The organism is Shewanella sp. DC2-4, from assembly GCF_013248875.1.
GTDB lineage: Bacteria > Pseudomonadota > Gammaproteobacteria > Enterobacterales > Shewanellaceae > Shewanella > Shewanella oncorhynchi.
In genome coordinates, this window is the sequence record NZ_JABRVR010000002.1 from 893,340 (window position 1) to 910,419 (window position 17,080).

Below are 17,080 nucleotides of genomic sequence, written 5' to 3' on the forward strand. Positions count from 1 at the left end.
TCAGGTTCAGCATGACTACAAGGTATATCTTCGTTACTGGTGGCGTTGTTTCATCACTAGGTAAAGGCATTGCAGCAGCATCATTAGCTGCAATTTTAGAGGCCCGCGGTCTCAATGTAACCATCATGAAACTGGACCCTTACATTAACGTTGATCCGGGTACCATGAGCCCAACCCAACATGGCGAAGTATTTGTTACTGAAGACGGTGCAGAAACAGATCTCGACTTGGGTCACTACGAGCGTTTCATCCGTACTAAGATGAATCGTCGTAACAACTTCACTACTGGTCGTATTTACGAAGAAGTATTACGTAAAGAACGTCGTGGCGATTATTTGGGCGCAACTATTCAGGTTATCCCACACATCACTAATGCGATTAAAGAAAAAGTATTAGCCGGTGGCGAAGGCCATGATGTGGCTATCGTCGAAATCGGCGGTACTGTGGGTGATATCGAATCCTTGCCGTTCCTAGAGTCTATCCGTCAGCTCGGTGTTGAGCTGGGTCGTGATCGTACTCTATTCATGCATTTAACCTTAGTGCCTTTCTTAGGTGCTGCAGGCGAAGTGAAAACTAAGCCAACTCAACACTCAGTGAAAGAGCTGCGTTCTATCGGTATTGCACCAGATGTGCTGGTTTGCCGTGGTGATCGTGCGATTCCTGCGAATGAAAAAGCCAAAATTTCGCTGTTCTGTAACGTCGAAGAGCGTGCGGTTATTTCATTAAAAGATGTTGATAGTATTTATAAAATCCCAGCTTTGTTACGTTCACAAGGTTTGGATGACTTAGTGGTTAAGCGTTTTGGTTTAGAATGCCGTGAAGCGGATCTGTCTGAGTGGGAAAATGTTATTTATCAAGAAGCTAATCCAAACGGCGAAGTCGTTATTGGTATGGTGGGTAAATATATTGAACTGCCAGATGCCTATAAGTCAGTCAACGAAGCATTAAAACACGCTGGCCTTAAAAACCGCGTATCAGTGACTATCAAGTACATTGATTCACAAACCGTAGAAGCCAAAGGCGAAGAAGTCTTACAGGGCTTAGACGGTATCTTAGTACCAGGCGGTTTTGGCGAGCGTGGTGTTGAAGGTAAGATACTGGCGGCAAAATTTGCCCGTGAAAACAATTTACCGTATTTCGGTATTTGTTTAGGTATGCAAGTTGCCCTGATTGAATTTGCGCGTAATGTTGCAGGTATGGCTGATGCACATTCAACTGAATTCAATAAAGAAACACCGTTCCCAGTGGTGGGTTTGATCACTGAATGGATTGACGAAGAAGGTAATGTTGAGCAGCGCCATGAGGCGTCTGACTTAGGTGGCACTATGCGTTTAGGCGCTCAATTGTGTCATTTACTCGAGGGTTCAAAAGCGGCTCAAGCCTACAAAGGCAACAGCTGTGTAGAACGTCACCGTCACCGTTACGAAGTGAACAACAAATACAGAGAGCGTTTAGAGCAAGCTGGCATGATCTTCAGCGGTTTGTCTTCTGATCGTAAACTGGTGGAAATGATCGAATTAAAAGATCACCCATGGTTTGTTGCAGGTCAATTCCATCCTGAATTCACCTCAACGCCGCGCGATGGTCACCCATTGTTCGAAGGGTTTATTGCTGCGGCAAGTGCGCATCAAAAACGTGATCTGAAGTAAGAATATTTGAGGCCGGACCCGCGACAGTGGGGCCGGCCTTTTGCTACACTCGTCGCGACTTGAAACATAAGAATTTAATACTTCTGGGTGTAAACAGCATGCGTATCCGTTGCATCTGTATGGACGCAAACCGTAAATGGAATTTGGTTATTTTCTGTGGTATGTGACTTCCATTTATTCCCATAGGTATTGGTTTTTTCTTTTATCTTTAAACTTAAATCGAGGGTGTTATGGCTAAGATTATTAACGTGATTGGTCGCGAGATTATGGATTCTCGTGGTAACCCAACTGTTGAAGCCGAAGTGCATTTAGAAGGTGGTTTTGTGGGTATGGCTGCGGCGCCTTCTGGTGCATCAACCGGTAGCCGTGAAGCGTTAGAATTACGTGATGGCGATAAGAGCCGTTATTTAGGCAAAGGCGTATTAACCGCTGTTGCTAACGTAAACGGTGTCATCCGCGCTGCATTATTAGGCAAAGATGCGACTGCACAAGCTGAGCTTGATCAAATCATGATCGACTTAGATGGCACAGAAAACAAAGACAAGTTAGGTGCAAACGCGATTCTGGCTGTGTCTTTAGCGGCTGCTAAAGCAGCAGCAGCATCTAAAGGTATTCCTTTATACGCGCATATCGCTGAATTAAACGGTACACCAGGCCAATATTCTATGCCTGTGCCTATGATGAACATCTTAAACGGTGGCGAGCACGCGGATAACAACGTTGATATCCAAGAATTCATGGTGCAACCTGTTGGCGCGAAAACCTTCCGTGAAGCACTGCGCATGGGCGCTGAAATCTTCCATACGTTGAAAAAAGTATTGCACGACAAAGGTCTAAGCACTTCTGTGGGTGACGAAGGTGGTTTTGCACCTAACTTAGCGTCAAACGCTGATGCGTTAGCCATTATCAAAGAAGCGGTTGAACTGGCTGGCTACAAGTTAGGTACTGATGTCACGTTAGCGCTGGATTGCGCTGCATCTGAATTCTACAAAGACGGCAAATACGATTTAGCGGGCGAAGGCAAAGTCTTCGACTCGAACGGTTTCTCTGATTTCTTAAAATCATTGGCTGACCAATACCCAATCGTGTCTATCGAAGACGGCTTAGACGAATCAGATTGGGACGGCTGGGCTTATCAAACTCAAATCATGGGTGACAAGATCCAATTAGTGGGCGACGATTTATTCGTTACTAACACTAAAATCTTAACCCGTGGTATTGAAAACGGTATTGCTAACTCAATCCTTATCAAGTTTAACCAAATTGGTTCATTGACAGAGACTTTAGCGGCTATTCGTATGGCGAAAGAAGCGGGTTATACCGCCGTGATTTCACATCGTAGTGGTGAGACTGAAGATTCAACCATTGCTGACTTAGCCGTGGGTACTGCTGCTGGTCAAATCAAAACCGGTTCACTGTGTCGTTCTGACCGTGTCGCTAAATACAACCAATTGCTGCGCATCGAAGAGCAATTAGGTGAAAAAGCCCCATACCGTGGTTTGAAAGAGATCAAAGGTCAGGCGTAATTTAATATTTGATGTAAAAAGGCCACCACTTGGTGGCCTTTTTTGTTGTACTATCTGCTGTATATTTTTTTAATCCAAGATACTGACGCTAATTCCTCCATGAAATTTTTTGTCATTGCACTCATAGTGCTACTCGGTGTACTGCAATTCCGTCTTTGGTCGGGAGGTAATAGTCTTCCTGAATATTTCGTTCTGCAAAAACAAATTGCCGCCCAGCAAGAAGGTAACGCCAAACTCAATGAGCGTAACCAAGTGCTGAAGGAAGAAATCATCGATCTGAAAAGTGGTACAGAAGCCATCGAAGAGCGCGCACGCAACGAACTTGGCATGGTTAAAGAAGGCGAGACCTTCTATCGCGTCGTGGGTGGTGAGCGCTCGGTATCGAGTCCATCTCAGTAATATGGAGTTAGGATGACAGAGCTAGGACATTTAGATCTTGGATTAAATGAACAATCCAATCCCGATAGTCAATCTGATCTGGTAACACAAATTGAATTGCAGCGCCAAGCTGAGCATGTCACTCAAGCTGTGGTTGCCATCGTTCCCGCCGCAGGCATAGGTAGCCGTATGGGCGCCGACAGACCTAAGCAATATCTTGAGGTGTGCGGCCAGAGTATTCTTGCTCATACCTTAGATAAGCTCTTGTCCCATCCGCACATTTCTCAAGTGATCGTTGCCTTACATTCGAACGATACTATCTTCGATACCCTGCCACAGGCCGTGCACCCCAAATTGATTACAGTATTAGGTGGCGGTGAGCGCGCTGATTCTGTGTTGGCGGCGCTGCAAATTGCGCCCGAGCAAAGTTGGGCCTTAGTGCATGATGCGGCAAGACCTTGTTTAACCGCGACGGATATCGACAAGTTACTCGCATCCAGAGTGCAATTCCCCCAAGGCGCTATTTTGGCTATGCCTGTGCGCGATACCATGAAGCGCGCGAATAAACAGGGTGAAATCAGTGCCACTGTATGTCGCGATAATTTATGGCATGCATTGACGCCGCAGTTATTTCCAGCGCAGCAATTAAAAAATTACCTCAATGCGGCTCTGGCTGCAGGTGCGGTAGTCACAGATGAGGCTTCGGCGATGGAATGGGCGGGGATATCACCCGGACTCGTTTCGGGCCGTGCTGATAATATAAAAGTAACGCATCCCGACGATTTAGGGCTAGCCGAACTGTTTTTGATGCGTGCCGTTAAATAGTCATAATCAAAGTAAAATAATACGTTAGGAATATTAAATGAAAATCCGTATCGGCCATGGTTTCGATGTGCATAAATTTGGTGCGACGCGGCCACTGATCCTTTGTGGCGTGGAAGTACCCTATGAAACAGGCCTAGTCGCACATTCAGATGGTGATGTGGTACTGCATGCGATTTCCGATGCCATCCTCGGTGCTTTAGCGCTCGGTGACATAGGTAAACATTTCCCCGATACCGATGCCGCCTATAAGGGTGCCGATAGCCGCGTATTGCTGCGTCATTGCTATGCTTTAGCGAGGGAGAAAGGCTTTGTGCTAGGCAATCTTGACGTCACTATCATAGCCCAAGCTCCTAAAATGGCACCGCACATAGAGGCAATGCGCCAGATATTAGCCGCCGATTTAACCGCGGAACTTGACGATATTAATGTCAAAGCGACCACGACTGAACAGCTTGGATTTATCGGGCGCAAAGAAGGTATTGCGGTAGAAGCCGTGGTACTTATGGCCCGCAAACACGATTAACTTAAGAGTAAAAAAGTCCCATGAGCGAATTACATTATCTGTATGGTAAGCCTTTAGGTACAGCAGATCTAAGAACCCAAAATAGCGATTTTATCGTGAAAGAGATTTTGCCTTTTAGCCCGACGGGTGAAGGTGAACATCATATGCTGCATGTACGCAAAGAAGGGCTAAACACAGTACAAGTCGCTGAAATGATCGCTAAGTTTGCTAAGGTGCATCCAAAGGAAGTGACCTACGCTGGGCAAAAAGATAAAAATGCCATCACAGAACAATGGTTCGGTGTGCGTATTCCTGGTAAAGAAACGCCTACTTGGAAGGAGCTCAATAGCGAACGTTTGACCATATTGTCGAGCAGCCGCCACAGCAAGAAACTGCGAATTGGTGCCTTAGTCGGTAACCGCTTTATTCTTACCCTGAGAAATGTCACCCAAGTGGAAGACATTATCAGTCGTATCGAAAAGGTCGCTCAAGTGGGCGTGCCCAATTACTTTGGTGAGCAGCGCTTTGGTCACGATGGCAAAAACTTAGTGTTTGGTCGCCAAATGATGGCGGGTAAAAAAGTCAAAGACAGAAATAAGCGCAGCATGTATTTGTCTGCCGTGCGCTCAAATCTGTTTAACACTGTGGTGTCATATCGTTTAGCCAACCATGGCACTAAGCCTTTAGCGGGTGATTGTGTGATGTTAGCGGGCAGCAAAAGCTTCTTCGTGACGCCTGAATGGGATCTCATCGTATTGAAGCGTCTGATTGAAAAAGACATTCAACTTTCTGCACCATTGTGGGGGCGCGGCATGATGTTACCCCAAGGTGAAGCTGCTGCGGTGGAAACCTTAGCTATGAGTGAGTTAGCTGACGATTGCTATGGTTTAGAGCACGCCGGATTAGAGCAAGAACGCCGTCCGTTACTGCTTGAGCCCCAAGGCCTTAAATACGAACAAACCGCCGATGGCTTAGTGCTGGAGTTTGTGTTGCCTGCGGGCAGTTTTGCAACATCGTTATTGAGAGAGTTAGTTAATTATCAAGATGTTAAAGAGCAGCAATGGCAAGCTACATTGGTGCAGGAGCCTGCGCCTGAGGTAACTAACGCTAACGTAGTGGCTAACACTGATACTGTTAAGACTGAAGCAGAGTCATGATCCGTATCCTTGTTAGCAATGACGATGGGATTAATGCTCCAGGTATCAAAGCCTTATCTGAGGCTTTGGCTGAAATTGCGACAGTGCTGACTGTGGGGCCGGATCGAAATTGCTCTGGTGCGAGCAACTCATTAACCTTGACTAATCCATTAAGAATTAATAGGTTAGATAATGGCTATATTTCCGTTCACGGTACACCGACAGATTGCGTTCATTTGGCTATCCGAGAATTATGTGATGGCGAACCTGATATGGTGGTGTCTGGCATCAATGCGGGGGCAAATATGGGTGATGACACCTTATATTCGGGGACGGTTGCCGCCGCGATGGAAGGACGCTTTTTAGGTTTTCCTGCAATAGCGATTTCGCTTAATGGCCGTAAATTCGAACATTATCAATCGGCGGCTGTTTATGCTCGGCGGATAGTTCAAGGTTTGTTGGCCCAGCCTTTGGCAAAAGATCAGATCTTAAATGTGAATGTGCCTGACTTGCCACTTGATCAAATTAAAGGGATCAAAGTGACTCGCCTCGGCGCTCGTCATAAGGCCGAAGGCATAGTGCGAACGCAAGATCCTGCCGGACGTGAAATCTTCTGGCTTGGTCCACCGGGACAAGAGCAGGATGCCACAGAGGGCACTGATTTTCATGCTATCGCCAATGGCTATGTTTCAATTACGCCCTTGACGGTTGATTTAACCGCCTACGGACAACTAACGGCATTGCAAAATTGGGTAGATAAAATATGACTCGAGTTGCCTTAACATCGGCGGTGAATTTAGCTAAAAAGCTTCAAGATGCAGGGATCCGTAATCAAGCCGTGTTAAAGGCGATATCGCATACGCCGCGAGAAATGTTTCTCGATAATGCGCTAGCCCATAAAGCCTATGAAAATACGGCTTTGCCAATTGGACAAGGGCAAACCATTTCGCAGCCTTATATCGTTGCCCGTATGAGCGAACTCTTACTGCACAAGATGCCACAGCGAGTGCTAGAAGTGGGGACGGGATCGGGCTATCAGGCAGCCATTTTGGCTCAATTGGTGCCTCAGCTTTGTACTATCGAACGGATCAAAGGTTTACAAATTCAAGCAAGACAGCGTTTAAAACGATTAGATTTGCATAATGTGTCGTTCAAATATGGTGATGGTTGGTTGGGATGGGCTAATCGTAGTCCGTTCGATGCCATTATGGTGACTGCGGCGGCGGCGACTATACCAGAAGCTTTGCTGTCTCAATTGGCTGATGGAGGGGTGTTAGTCTTACCTGTGGGAGAGGATACTCAACAATTGATGCGTATTACGCGCACTGCTGACCGCTTTAGTTCTGAAACCATTGAAACGGTTAAATTTGTACCTTTAATTAATGGAGAGTTAGCTTAACCTTGTGTTGTGCTACTGTGTTAAGCGAAGTGCTTGTTTTGCACAGAAGGCGTCATTTTCTCATCATAAACAGTAATACAACCTTACCAAGGAGTTTTTATTGTTGAATGCGGGTTTACTCTTAAACCTTTGCTTTATATTTCTGCTTGTAGGCTGTAGCTTTCAGGCCAGCAGACCCGCACCCGTCGAAAATATTTCCCATAGCTACTCTAAAAATAGCAAAGGCCACATTAAATCGAATTCATATAAAGTTAAAAAAGGTGACACTCTCTACTCTATTTCTTGGGGGGCAGGGAAAGACTTTTCTGAAATAGCGAAACTTAATCAATTAGATAACCCTTATACAATTTACCCTGGACAGATTTTATATTTAACTAATGCTAAATCTAGTAACCAATCAAAATCTACGACTTTAGATGGAAATATAACGGGTAATTCAGATGCTAATTCAAGTAAAGGTGATAAAAAACAATTAGATGGTAAGGTTTATCAGTCTAATGCTAAGTCAAGTAACGATCTGAAAAAAACACTTGATCAGAAAGCTAAGCCCGCGTACCTTGTAACAAGTCCCCAACAAAACGTTAACCAGCTAATGGTTCCACCCACCTCAACACTGCCAGCCAGTGTGAGTCAGTGGCAGTGGCCAGTAAGAGGGAAGTTAATCGGAACTTATTCTGCCAATGAGCAGGGAAATAAAGGTATTAAGATCGCGGGAAATCGGGGAGATATCATCAAAGCAGCTGCAGATGGGCGGGTGGTATACGCAGGAAGTGCTCTTAGGGGTTACGGTAATTTAGTGATTATTAAACATAGTGACGATTACCTTAGTGCTTATGCTCATACGGACAAGATCTTAGTCAAAGAAAAGCAACATGTCCTCGCAGGGCAGACTGTTGCAAAAATGGGCAATACAGGTGCCAATCGGGTAATGTTACATTTTGAAATTCGTTACCATGGACAGTCTGTAAACCCACTTACTTATTTACCTAAACAATGATTGTTTGGGGCCTTGTTGGCAAATGGAGGATAGGAAATTGCACTAATTCAGCAGTTTAATTAGGTTTGGGAGATTTGATCATGAGCCGCATAAATAGCACTGCCGCAGAAGCACTAGTAGATTTTTCCGTAGAAACCGTAGACTTTGATCTTGAAAAAGAAGAAGTTGCCACCGATCTAGTCCAAGAGCTAGGAATAGAACAACAGGTCCAAGATGACCTTCAAAAAAATCTTGATGCCACTCAACTTTATCTAGGTGAGATTGGTTTTTCCCCACTGCTTAGCGCAGAAGAAGAAGTTTACTTTTCCCGTAAGGCCTTAAAAGGTTGTGCAAAATCCCGTAATCGCATGATCGAAAGTAATTTACGTCTCGTCGTAAAAATTGCACGTCGTTACAATAACCGCGGCTTAGCACTGCTTGATCTTATCGAAGAGGGTAATTTAGGTTTAATTCGTGCCGTAGAAAAGTTTGACCCAGAAAGAGGTTTTCGTTTTTCAACCTATGCGACTTGGTGGATCAGACAGACAATTGAACGCGCTATCATGAATCAAACTCGTACTATTCGTTTGCCGATTCATGTTGTTAAAGAACTCAACGTATACTTGCGCACAGCCCGCGAATTAGCACAAAAACTGGATCATGAACCTACAGCGGAAGAAATTGCTGAAAAACTGCAAGTTTCTAGCTCTGATGTGAGCCGCATGCTTAAGCTGAATGAAAAAATTACCTCTGTTGATACGCCTTTGGGGGGCGATAACGAGAAAGCATTATTAGATGTACTGGCCGATGATGATAGTGTTGGCCCTGACTATAAAGTGCAAGATGAAGACATCTCTAACTCGGTGGTGAAATGGCTTAACGAGTTGAACACAAAACAAAGAGAAGTATTAGCCCGTCGTTTTGGTTTGTTAGGTTATGAACCTTCTACGCTTGAAGATGTGGGGGCTGAAATTGGTTTAACCCGTGAACGTGTTCGTCAAATCCAAGTGGAAGCATTAAAACGCTTACGTGATTTATTGGGTTCTCAAGGTTTATCTGTTGAAGCTTTATTTAGAAACTAATATCTGTCTTCTGGTGCCTTTCAGAGAAGCTATCCAGAAAATATACTTAGTGTGAGATCACGTCATAAAGTAAAACGCCCACTATAGAGTGGGCGTTGTTATTTTTAGGCTTTTATTTAGATCACCTGATGTCTAGCTCAAGCGTTTCAGTTCATAGAGCAAATCAAGCGCCTGTTTTGGCGTTAAGTTATCGGGATTAATGCTACTTAATTTAGTCAAAGCTGGATTTTCAACCGGTTCAGGTAAAGCGAGTAAGCTTTGAATGGGCGTCCTCGTTCCTTCTGGTTGATGATCGCGACTCTCCAATTGCTGCAATTTATGTTTCGCTGCTTTAATCACTTTGTTTGGCACGCCAGCAAGCGCCGCAACTTGTAAGCCGTAGCTTTTACTGGCTGCACCTTCCTGTACCGCATGCATAAAGGCGATGGTATCTTCATGCTCAATGGCATCAAGGTGCACATTGTAAACACCTGCCATTAAGTCAGGTAATTGAGTTAGCTCAAAATAATGGGTGGCGAATAGGGTCATAGCCCCGACTTGCTGGGCTAAATACTCTGCTGCCGACCAAGCTAGCGATAAACCATCATAGGTGGATGTTCCACGGCCGATTTCATCCATTAACACTAAACTACTGGCAGTGGCATTGTGCAGGATGTTGGCAGTTTCAGTCATTTCTACCATAAAGGTTGAGCGGCCAGAGGCCAGATCGTCTGATGCGCCAATACGGGTAAAGATGCGATCAATCGGGCCAATCAGGGCGCGATCTGCTGGAACAAAACAACCAATATGGGCCATCAGCGTAATCAAGGCGACTTGACGCATATAGGTCGATTTACCGCCCATGTTGGGTCCGGTGACAATCAACATACGTCTTTGATTGTGCAAGGTCACTGGGTTAGCGATAAACGGCGTTTGGCTAACACGCTCCACCACTGGATGGCGACCTGCGTCTATTTGTACGCCGATATCTTGGCTCAGCTCTGGACAAGTGTAGCCCAAGGTTTCGGCACGCTCGGCAAAGTTACTCAGTACATCAAGCTCAGCCGCCGCTCTAGCAAAGGCTTGTAATTCATGCAACTTTGGCAGAATAAGATCGAACAACTGTTCCCATAACTGCTTTTCGAGTGCCAGCGCTTTACCTTGGCTCGAGAGGACTTTTTCTTCGTATTCCTTAAGTTCAGGCGTGATATAACGCTCCATATTCTTAAGTGTTTGGCGTCGTTGATAATTGAGCGGTACTTGTGAGGATTGCAGGCGGCTTACTTCGATGTAATAGCCGTGTACGCGGTTATAGCCGACTTTAAGTGTATTAATGCCAGTACGTTCTTTTTCTCTGGCTTCAAGTTGTACTAAGTAATCACTCGCTCCTTCGCTCAGACCGCGCCATTCATCTAGTTCGCTGTTGTAGCCTTCACGGATCACCCCGCCATCGCGGATAAGCATAGGTGGATTATCGACTATCGCGCGCTCAAGCAGGGCTTGCTCAGCGGGGAACTCACCTAAGTGTTGACGCAATTGAGTCGTGTGCGGCGCGCTCAGTGTACTTAAACTCAGTTGTAATTCAGGCAATAAGCCCAGTGCTTGACGTAAACGTGCAAAGTCCCTTGGACGGGCAGTACGCAGGGCTAACCTTGCCATGATACGTTCGATATCGCCAAGTGCCTTTAACTGCTCATGCAAACCTTCGTGGGCTGCGGTATCGAGGAGTTCAGTCACCGCCTGTTGGCGCGCCTTGATTTGCTTAGGATCTCGCAGAGGCTGATGGATCCAGCGTTGTAACATACGGCTGCCCATAGGCGTTGCCGTATTATCCAATACTGCCGCTAAGGTATTATCGCGGCCACCGGCAAGGTTTTGAGTGAGTTCTAAATTTCGGCGCGTTGCCGCATCAAGCACTATGCTATCGGTTTGATTGAAGCGGATAATGGCATTGATATGGGGCAGTGCCGTGCGCTGTGTGTCTTTGACATATTGCATCAAGCAACCCGCAGCCTGCAGTGATAAACGTGCATCTGCGATACCAAAACCATGCAAGTCTTTCGTGCCAAACTGGGCCAGTAGTAACTTGATACTCGTATCGTAATCAAATTCCCACTCGGGGCGACGGCGTTTGCCTTTAAAACCGTTAAGTAGTCCAAGTTCACCAAAGTCTTCACTGTAGAGAATTTCAACGGGATTAGTGCGTTGCAATTCCGCTTCTAATGACTCTCGGGTGTCGAGCTCTGCAATCACAAAACGTCCGGATGAAACATCTAATGTGGCATAACCAAAACCGACTTTACCTTGATAAACCGCGGCTAACAGATTGTCTTGGCGTTCCTGCAGCAACGCTTCGTCGGTTAAGGTGCCTGGCGTGACAATTCGCACCACTTTACGTTCTACCGGCCCTTTAGATGTCGCGGGATCGCCAATCTGTTCGCAAATCGCAACTGATTGACCAATTTGAACTAATTTTGCAAGATAGCCTTCCACAGCATGGTAAGGAAGTCCCGCCATCGGAATAGGATCGCCACCACTTTTACCGCGCGCAGTGAGTGAAATGCCTAACAGCTCAGAAGCGCGTTTAGCATCGTCATAAAACAACTCGTAGAAGTCACCCATGCGATAAAACAGCAACATATCGTGATGTTCTGCTTTCATCGTCAAGTATTGACGCATCATAGGAGTATGTTTTTCTAAATCATCGGTATCAATTACATTCATTAAATCGTTATCGTCCGTTGTGACTGCCTAAAGGCGATACAGTTTGTGTGGTTAAGGGTGATTAAGCGCTATGGAAGCGGAAGACTGCTGTACAATTTTCAGCTAAAAAGACCACGCAAAATTTGTTGCGCCAATCTTAGCAATAATTTAGCGAAAATTGAGCCCTTAACGATGGATATTGATCAAAGGGAGCTATTATCTGATTTGATATTCGCTAAAACCTTGGCCATATTAAAAATCCTATCAGCTAAAAATAATTCAGTCACAGGTCTTGATACTGTATGATTGTACAGTATACTAGTCAGCAGAATTAAGACAAAAAGCGCGGCTTTTTGAATTACCCGTTTGTAAATTGAATATCACTTTTGACAGCTTAATGCTTGTCTTGATGAGGGAACAGGAATGAAGGTCGATCCAAATAAAGAGAAAGCACTTGCTGCGGTATTGATCCAAATTGAGAAACAATTTGGTAAAGGCTCCATCATGAAGCTGGGCGAAGATCGCTCTATGGATGTTGAGACCATTTCTACCGGTTCTCTGTCTCTGGACGTTGCTTTAGGTGCTGGCGGTTTGCCAATGGGTCGTATCGTTGAGATCTATGGTCCTGAATCATCAGGTAAAACAACACTGACTTTAGAAGTGATTGCGGCAGCGCAACGTGAAGGCAAAACCTGTGCCTTTATCGATGCAGAGCATGCACTAGACCCTATTTATGCTAAAAAATTGGGCGTAGATATTGATAACCTGCTGTGTTCGCAACCGGATACCGGCGAGCAAGCGCTTGAGATTTGTGATGCTTTAACTCGCTCAGGTGCTGTTGACGTTATCGTAGTCGACTCAGTGGCGGCATTAACGCCTAAAGCTGAAATCGAAGGCGAAATTGGTGATTCTCACATGGGCCTAGCGGCGCGTATGATGAGCCAAGCTATGCGTAAACTTGCGGGTAACTTAAAGCAATCTAACACCTTACTTATCTTCATCAACCAAATTCGGATGAAGATTGGTGTGATGTTCGGTAACCCAGAAACTACAACCGGTGGTAATGCGCTGAAGTTTTATGCTTCTGTTCGCCTAGACATTCGCCGCACTGGTGCCATTAAAGACGGCGATGAAGTGGTCGGTAACGAAACTCGCGTTAAAGTGGTGAAAAACAAGGTTGCAGCGCCGTTTAAGCAAGCTGAGTTCCAAATCCTTTATGGCCAAGGTATTAACCGTACTGGTGAGTTAGTAGACTTAGGCGTAGCCCATAAGTTGATTGAAAAAGCGGGCGCTTGGTACAGCTATAAAGGCGATAAAATCGGCCAAGGTCGTGCTAATGCTGGCAAATATCTGACTGAAAACCCAGCTATTGCTGCTGAAATTGACAAGACGCTACGTGAGTTGCTTTTGAGTAATCCGAGTGCCTTGGCTGCCAAAGCTGATGATAGTACTGAGGACAATATTGATTTAGAGACAGGCGAAGTATTCTGAGTCAGTCAGCCCATCAAATTGCGGTCGCGCTGTTAGCGCGCCGCGATTATTCCCGTTTACAAATCCGCGATAAATTGCTCGAAAAAGGTTTCGAACTTAACGATATCGAACCTGTACTCGATGCTTGCGAATCCTCCGGTTTTATTAATGATGCTCGTTATGCCGAACTGTTGGTGCGAAGCCACATCAGTCGAGGCCACGGTGCAATACGCATCCGCCAAGCAATCGCACAGAAAGGCTTATCTAAAGACTGTATTGAAGCCGCTTTGGTTAATTGTGATTGTGACTGGTTTGAGCTAGCAAAAGATAAAGCCACCAAAAAATACGGCATTCCCCGTGTGACAGAAGTGAAGGGCTCTAAAGCTCGGGATCTCATCGCAAAGGAAAAGGCCAAACGAGTGCGTTTTTTAATGGGTCAAGGCTTTAGCTACGATCAAATCACTTACGCACTAGATTCAGATCCCAATGATCTCGATGAAGATTATTAAATTTGAAGCTAAGACTGTAAAAGCTCATCTAAATATCATCAATGGGTCTTGTCCATTTCGTACTCCACATTAGACTCACTTGCTTAAATATTGTCCGTGCCGCGATAAACTTACGCCGTCTTTATTTGTGCTTTATCCTGTCGTTTTGCTTCTAGTGACTCTGGTGTGGGCGATTCACGCTAAAATATTAAATTCCTGATGTGTATATCACCAATCAAGACTGGTCGTCCTTCCTTAGTCTGCTTATAATGCTGGGCAAATAGAAATACGGCTAGCCTAAGGCGTAGCTGGTAATGCTTACCCAATTCAGGATGATTTCATGTATCAAACTACAGCAGAGCTCAGAAGCGCTTTCCTCGAATTTTTCCGCAGCAATGGTCATCAAGTTGTGGACAGTAGTTCATTAGTGCCAGGCAACGATCCCACACTTTTATTTACCAATGCAGGCATGAACCAGTTCAAGGACGTGTTTCTTGGCATGGACAAACGCAATTATACGCGTGCGACCACTGCTCAACGTTGTGTACGCGCTGGTGGTAAACATAACGATTTGGATAACGTTGGCTACACTGCACGTCATCACACCTTTTTCGAAATGCTAGGTAACTTCAGTTTTGGAGATTATTTCAAAGAAGAAGCGATTCGTTTGGGTTGGACTTTTTTAACTGAAACGTTAAAGCTGCCTAAGGAACGTCTGTGCGTCACTATTTATCAGACAGATGATGAAGCCTTTGAAATCTGGAATAAAAAAATTGGTGTCGCTGCCGAGAACATCATACGTATCGGTGACAATAAAGGTGCTGCCTTTGCGTCAGATAACTTCTGGCAAATGGGTGATACCGGTCCTTGTGGTCCATGTACTGAGATTTTTTATGATCATGGTGATCATATTTGGGGCGGACGTCCTGGCAGTCCTGAAGAAGATGGTGATCGTTTCATCGAAATCTGGAACATCGTTTTCATGCAGTACAACCGTCAAGCATCGGGTGAAATGTTACCTTTGCCTAAGCCCTCGGTTGATACAGGCATGGGGATTGAGCGTATTGCTGCGATTATGCAGGGCGTACATTCTAACTACGAAATCGATATTTTCCGTACTTTGATTGCTAAAGCCGCAGAGGTCATTGGTGTTAGTGACTTATCTGAAAAGTCGCTGCGAGTCATTGCCGATCATATCCGTTCATGTGCATTTTTAATTGCCGATGGCGTTATGCCGTCGAATGAAGGCCGTGGTTATGTGCTGCGCCGTATTATTCGCCGCGCTGTTCGCCATGGTAACAAGTTAGGTGCGACCGAAGCTTTCTTCTACAAGCTGGTTCCGTCTTTGATTGCGGTGATGGGCGATGCAGCAAAAGGGTTAGCTGAGACTCAAGCGATTGTTGAAAAAGCACTGAAAGCGGAAGAAGAGCAATTTGCCCGTACGCTTGAACGTGGTTTAGGTATTTTAGATACGGCCTTAAACGAGTTGAAAGGTGACACCTTAGACGGCGAAACCGTATTTAAGTTGTATGACACCTATGGCTTCCCAATGGATTTGACCGCTGATGTCTGCCGTGAGCGCAACATCATTGTCGATGAAGCCGGTTTCGAAGTCGCCATGGCTGAGCAACGTAGCCGCGCACAAGCTGCCGGTAACTTTGGTGCAGATTATAACGCTGCGCTGAAAATTGATACTGAAACTGCATTCAGTGGTTACACCGAATTAGCGGGTCAAGCTAAGGTCACCGCGATTTATCAAAATGGTGAGTCAGTGACGGCGATCAAAGCGGGTGATGAAGCCGTTGTCGTGCTCGATGTAACACCTTTCTACGCTGAATCTGGCGGTCAAGTAGGCGATAAAGGCCAATTGGTTGCGAATGGTATTGAGTTTACGGTAAACGATACGCAAAAGTATGGTCAAGCAACGGGCCATCAAGGTGTTTTGGCTACAGGTAGCTTGAGCGTTGGCCAAGTTATTGAAGCGAAAGTGGATAAAAAACTGCGTCACCGTACACAGTTAAACCATTCTGTTACGCATTTACTGCATGCCGCACTGCGTCAAGTGCTCGGTACTCATGTCTCGCAAAAAGGGTCTTTGGTTGATCCTGAGCGTTTACGTTTTGACTTCTCCCATTTCGAAGGCGTAAAAGCTGCTGAATTAAAAGAAGTTGAAGAATTAGTTAACACTCAAATTCGTCGTAACCATGAACTTAAAACCGCTGAAATGGGCATAGATGAAGCTAAAGAGAAAGGCGCTATGGCACTTTTTGGTGAGAAATATGATTCACAAGTGCGTGTTGTGACTATGGGCGATTTCTCTATCGAATTGTGTGGCGGTACCCATGTGGGTCGCACTGGCGATATCGGCTTATTTAAAATCACCTCTGAAGCAGGTATTGCTGCGGGTGTACGTCGCATCGAAGCCGTGACTGGCGCTGCTGCTATGGCTTATGTGGCGCAGCAACAAGCTGAACTGGAAGAAGCCGCTGCCTTATTGAAAGGCGATGCCAACTCAGTGGTGGCTAAGTTAAAAGCGCAGCTCGATAAGATGAAGCAACTCGAAAAAGAAATGGCGCAGCTGAAAGATAAGCTAGCGGCCGCAGCGAGTGCAGACTTAGTGGGCGATGCCGTTGTAGTTAATGGCGTTAACGTACTGATCAAAAAATTAGACGGCGTTGAGGCAAGTTCATTACGTGGCTTGCAAGATGAATTAAAACAGAAATTGAAATCGGCCATTATCGTTCTTGGTACCGCGCAGGAAGGGAAAGTTAACCTGATCGCGGGTGTGAGTAACGATCTGATCGGTAAAGTCAAAGCGGGTGAGCTAGTCGCTATGGTCGCTGCACAAGTGGGCGGTAAAGGCGGTGGTCGTCCTGATATGGCTCAAGCGGGCGGTAGCCAGCCAGAAAATCTGGATGCGGCATTGGCTCAAGTATTACCTTGGATTACTGAGCGTCTAGCTTAAGA

Annotated in this window: 14 protein-coding genes; 13 read left to right on the forward strand and 1 reads right to left on the reverse strand. The window is 45.6% G+C overall.

Annotation, left to right across the window (positions count from 1 at the left end; all coding sequences use genetic code 11):
• The first annotated feature begins 11 nt into the window (after nucleotides 1-11).
• The 10 genes from HQQ92_RS04575 to rpoS all read left to right on the forward strand — a co-directional run bounded on the left by HQQ92_RS04575 (nucleotide 12) and on the right by rpoS (nucleotide 9,473).
• Nucleotides 12-1,649 (forward strand): CTP synthase, encoded by a 1,638-nt coding sequence (locus tag HQQ92_RS04575; protein ID WP_012587102.1) that lies wholly within the window; start codon nucleotides 12-14, stop codon nucleotides 1,647-1,649.
• Between the two features lie 230 nt (nucleotides 1,650-1,879).
• On the forward strand, nucleotides 1,880-3,175 hold the full coding sequence (gene eno / locus HQQ92_RS04580) for a phosphopyruvate hydratase (RefSeq protein WP_105251763.1): 1,296 nt from the start codon (nucleotides 1,880-1,882) through the stop codon (nucleotides 3,173-3,175).
• A 99-nt stretch (nucleotides 3,176-3,274) separates the two neighbouring features.
• Nucleotides 3,275-3,574, forward strand: coding sequence for a cell division protein FtsB (gene ftsB, locus HQQ92_RS04585; protein WP_105253074.1), 300 nt, complete (start codon nucleotides 3,275-3,277; stop codon nucleotides 3,572-3,574).
• A gap of 12 nt (nucleotides 3,575-3,586) precedes the next feature.
• Nucleotides 3,587-4,378 (forward strand): 2-C-methyl-D-erythritol 4-phosphate cytidylyltransferase, encoded by a 792-nt coding sequence (ispD, locus tag HQQ92_RS04590; RefSeq protein ID WP_173243497.1) that lies wholly within the window; start codon nucleotides 3,587-3,589, stop codon nucleotides 4,376-4,378.
• A 37-nt stretch (nucleotides 4,379-4,415) separates the two neighbouring features.
• Complete coding sequence (ispF, locus tag HQQ92_RS04595; RefSeq protein ID WP_173243500.1) at nucleotides 4,416-4,901, forward strand: 2-C-methyl-D-erythritol 2,4-cyclodiphosphate synthase; 486 nt, start codon at nucleotides 4,416-4,418, stop codon at nucleotides 4,899-4,901.
• A 20-nt stretch (nucleotides 4,902-4,921) separates the two neighbouring features.
• A complete protein-coding gene (truD, locus tag HQQ92_RS04600; protein ID WP_173243503.1) occupies nucleotides 4,922-6,037 on the forward strand; it encodes a tRNA pseudouridine(13) synthase TruD in 1,116 nt (371 codons plus the stop codon).
• Nucleotides 6,034-6,783: a 5'/3'-nucleotidase SurE gene (gene surE, locus HQQ92_RS04605; RefSeq protein ID WP_105251808.1), complete on the forward strand. Its 750-nt coding sequence runs from the start codon at nucleotides 6,034-6,036 to the stop codon at nucleotides 6,781-6,783. The genes truD and surE overlap by 4 nt, the downstream gene beginning before the upstream one ends.
• Nucleotides 6,780-7,415: a protein-L-isoaspartate(D-aspartate) O-methyltransferase gene (locus HQQ92_RS04610; protein WP_028761363.1), complete on the forward strand. Its 636-nt coding sequence runs from the start codon at nucleotides 6,780-6,782 to the stop codon at nucleotides 7,413-7,415. The genes surE and HQQ92_RS04610 overlap by 4 nt, the downstream gene beginning before the upstream one ends.
• Before the next feature lie 100 nt (nucleotides 7,416-7,515).
• Nucleotides 7,516-8,412, forward strand: a complete 897-nt coding sequence (locus tag HQQ92_RS04615; protein WP_173243506.1) for a peptidoglycan DD-metalloendopeptidase family protein — start codon at nucleotides 7,516-7,518, stop codon at nucleotides 8,410-8,412.
• Between the two features lie 80 nt (nucleotides 8,413-8,492).
• Nucleotides 8,493-9,473, forward strand: a complete 981-nt coding sequence (rpoS, locus tag HQQ92_RS04620) for an RNA polymerase sigma factor RpoS (RefSeq protein ID WP_028761361.1) — start codon at nucleotides 8,493-8,495, stop codon at nucleotides 9,471-9,473.
• A 132-nt stretch (nucleotides 9,474-9,605) separates the two neighbouring features.
• Here rpoS and mutS read toward each other — a convergent pair whose 3' ends face one another.
• A complete protein-coding gene (gene mutS, locus HQQ92_RS04625) occupies nucleotides 9,606-12,176 on the reverse strand; it encodes a DNA mismatch repair protein MutS (RefSeq protein WP_173243509.1) in 2,571 nt (856 codons plus the stop codon).
• A gap of 402 nt (nucleotides 12,177-12,578) precedes the next feature.
• On the opposite strand from mutS, the gene recA reads away from it, so the two are divergent.
• The 3 genes from recA (at nucleotide 12,579) to alaS (ending at nucleotide 17,078) form a co-directional block, all read left to right on the forward strand.
• On the forward strand, nucleotides 12,579-13,646 hold the full coding sequence (recA, locus tag HQQ92_RS04630) for a recombinase RecA (protein WP_105251812.1): 1,068 nt from the start codon (nucleotides 12,579-12,581) through the stop codon (nucleotides 13,644-13,646).
• A 17-nt stretch (nucleotides 13,647-13,663) separates the two neighbouring features.
• Nucleotides 13,664-14,134 carry a regulatory protein RecX gene (locus HQQ92_RS04635; protein ID WP_375539965.1) on the forward strand — a complete coding sequence of 157 codons (471 nt, stop codon included), beginning with the start codon at nucleotides 13,664-13,666 and terminating at the stop codon, nucleotides 14,132-14,134.
• A gap of 319 nt (nucleotides 14,135-14,453) precedes the next feature.
• Nucleotides 14,454-17,078 (forward strand): alanine--tRNA ligase, encoded by a 2,625-nt coding sequence (gene alaS / locus HQQ92_RS04640; RefSeq protein ID WP_105251814.1) that lies wholly within the window; start codon nucleotides 14,454-14,456, stop codon nucleotides 17,076-17,078.
• Nucleotides 17,079-17,080: the final 2 nt, after the last annotated feature.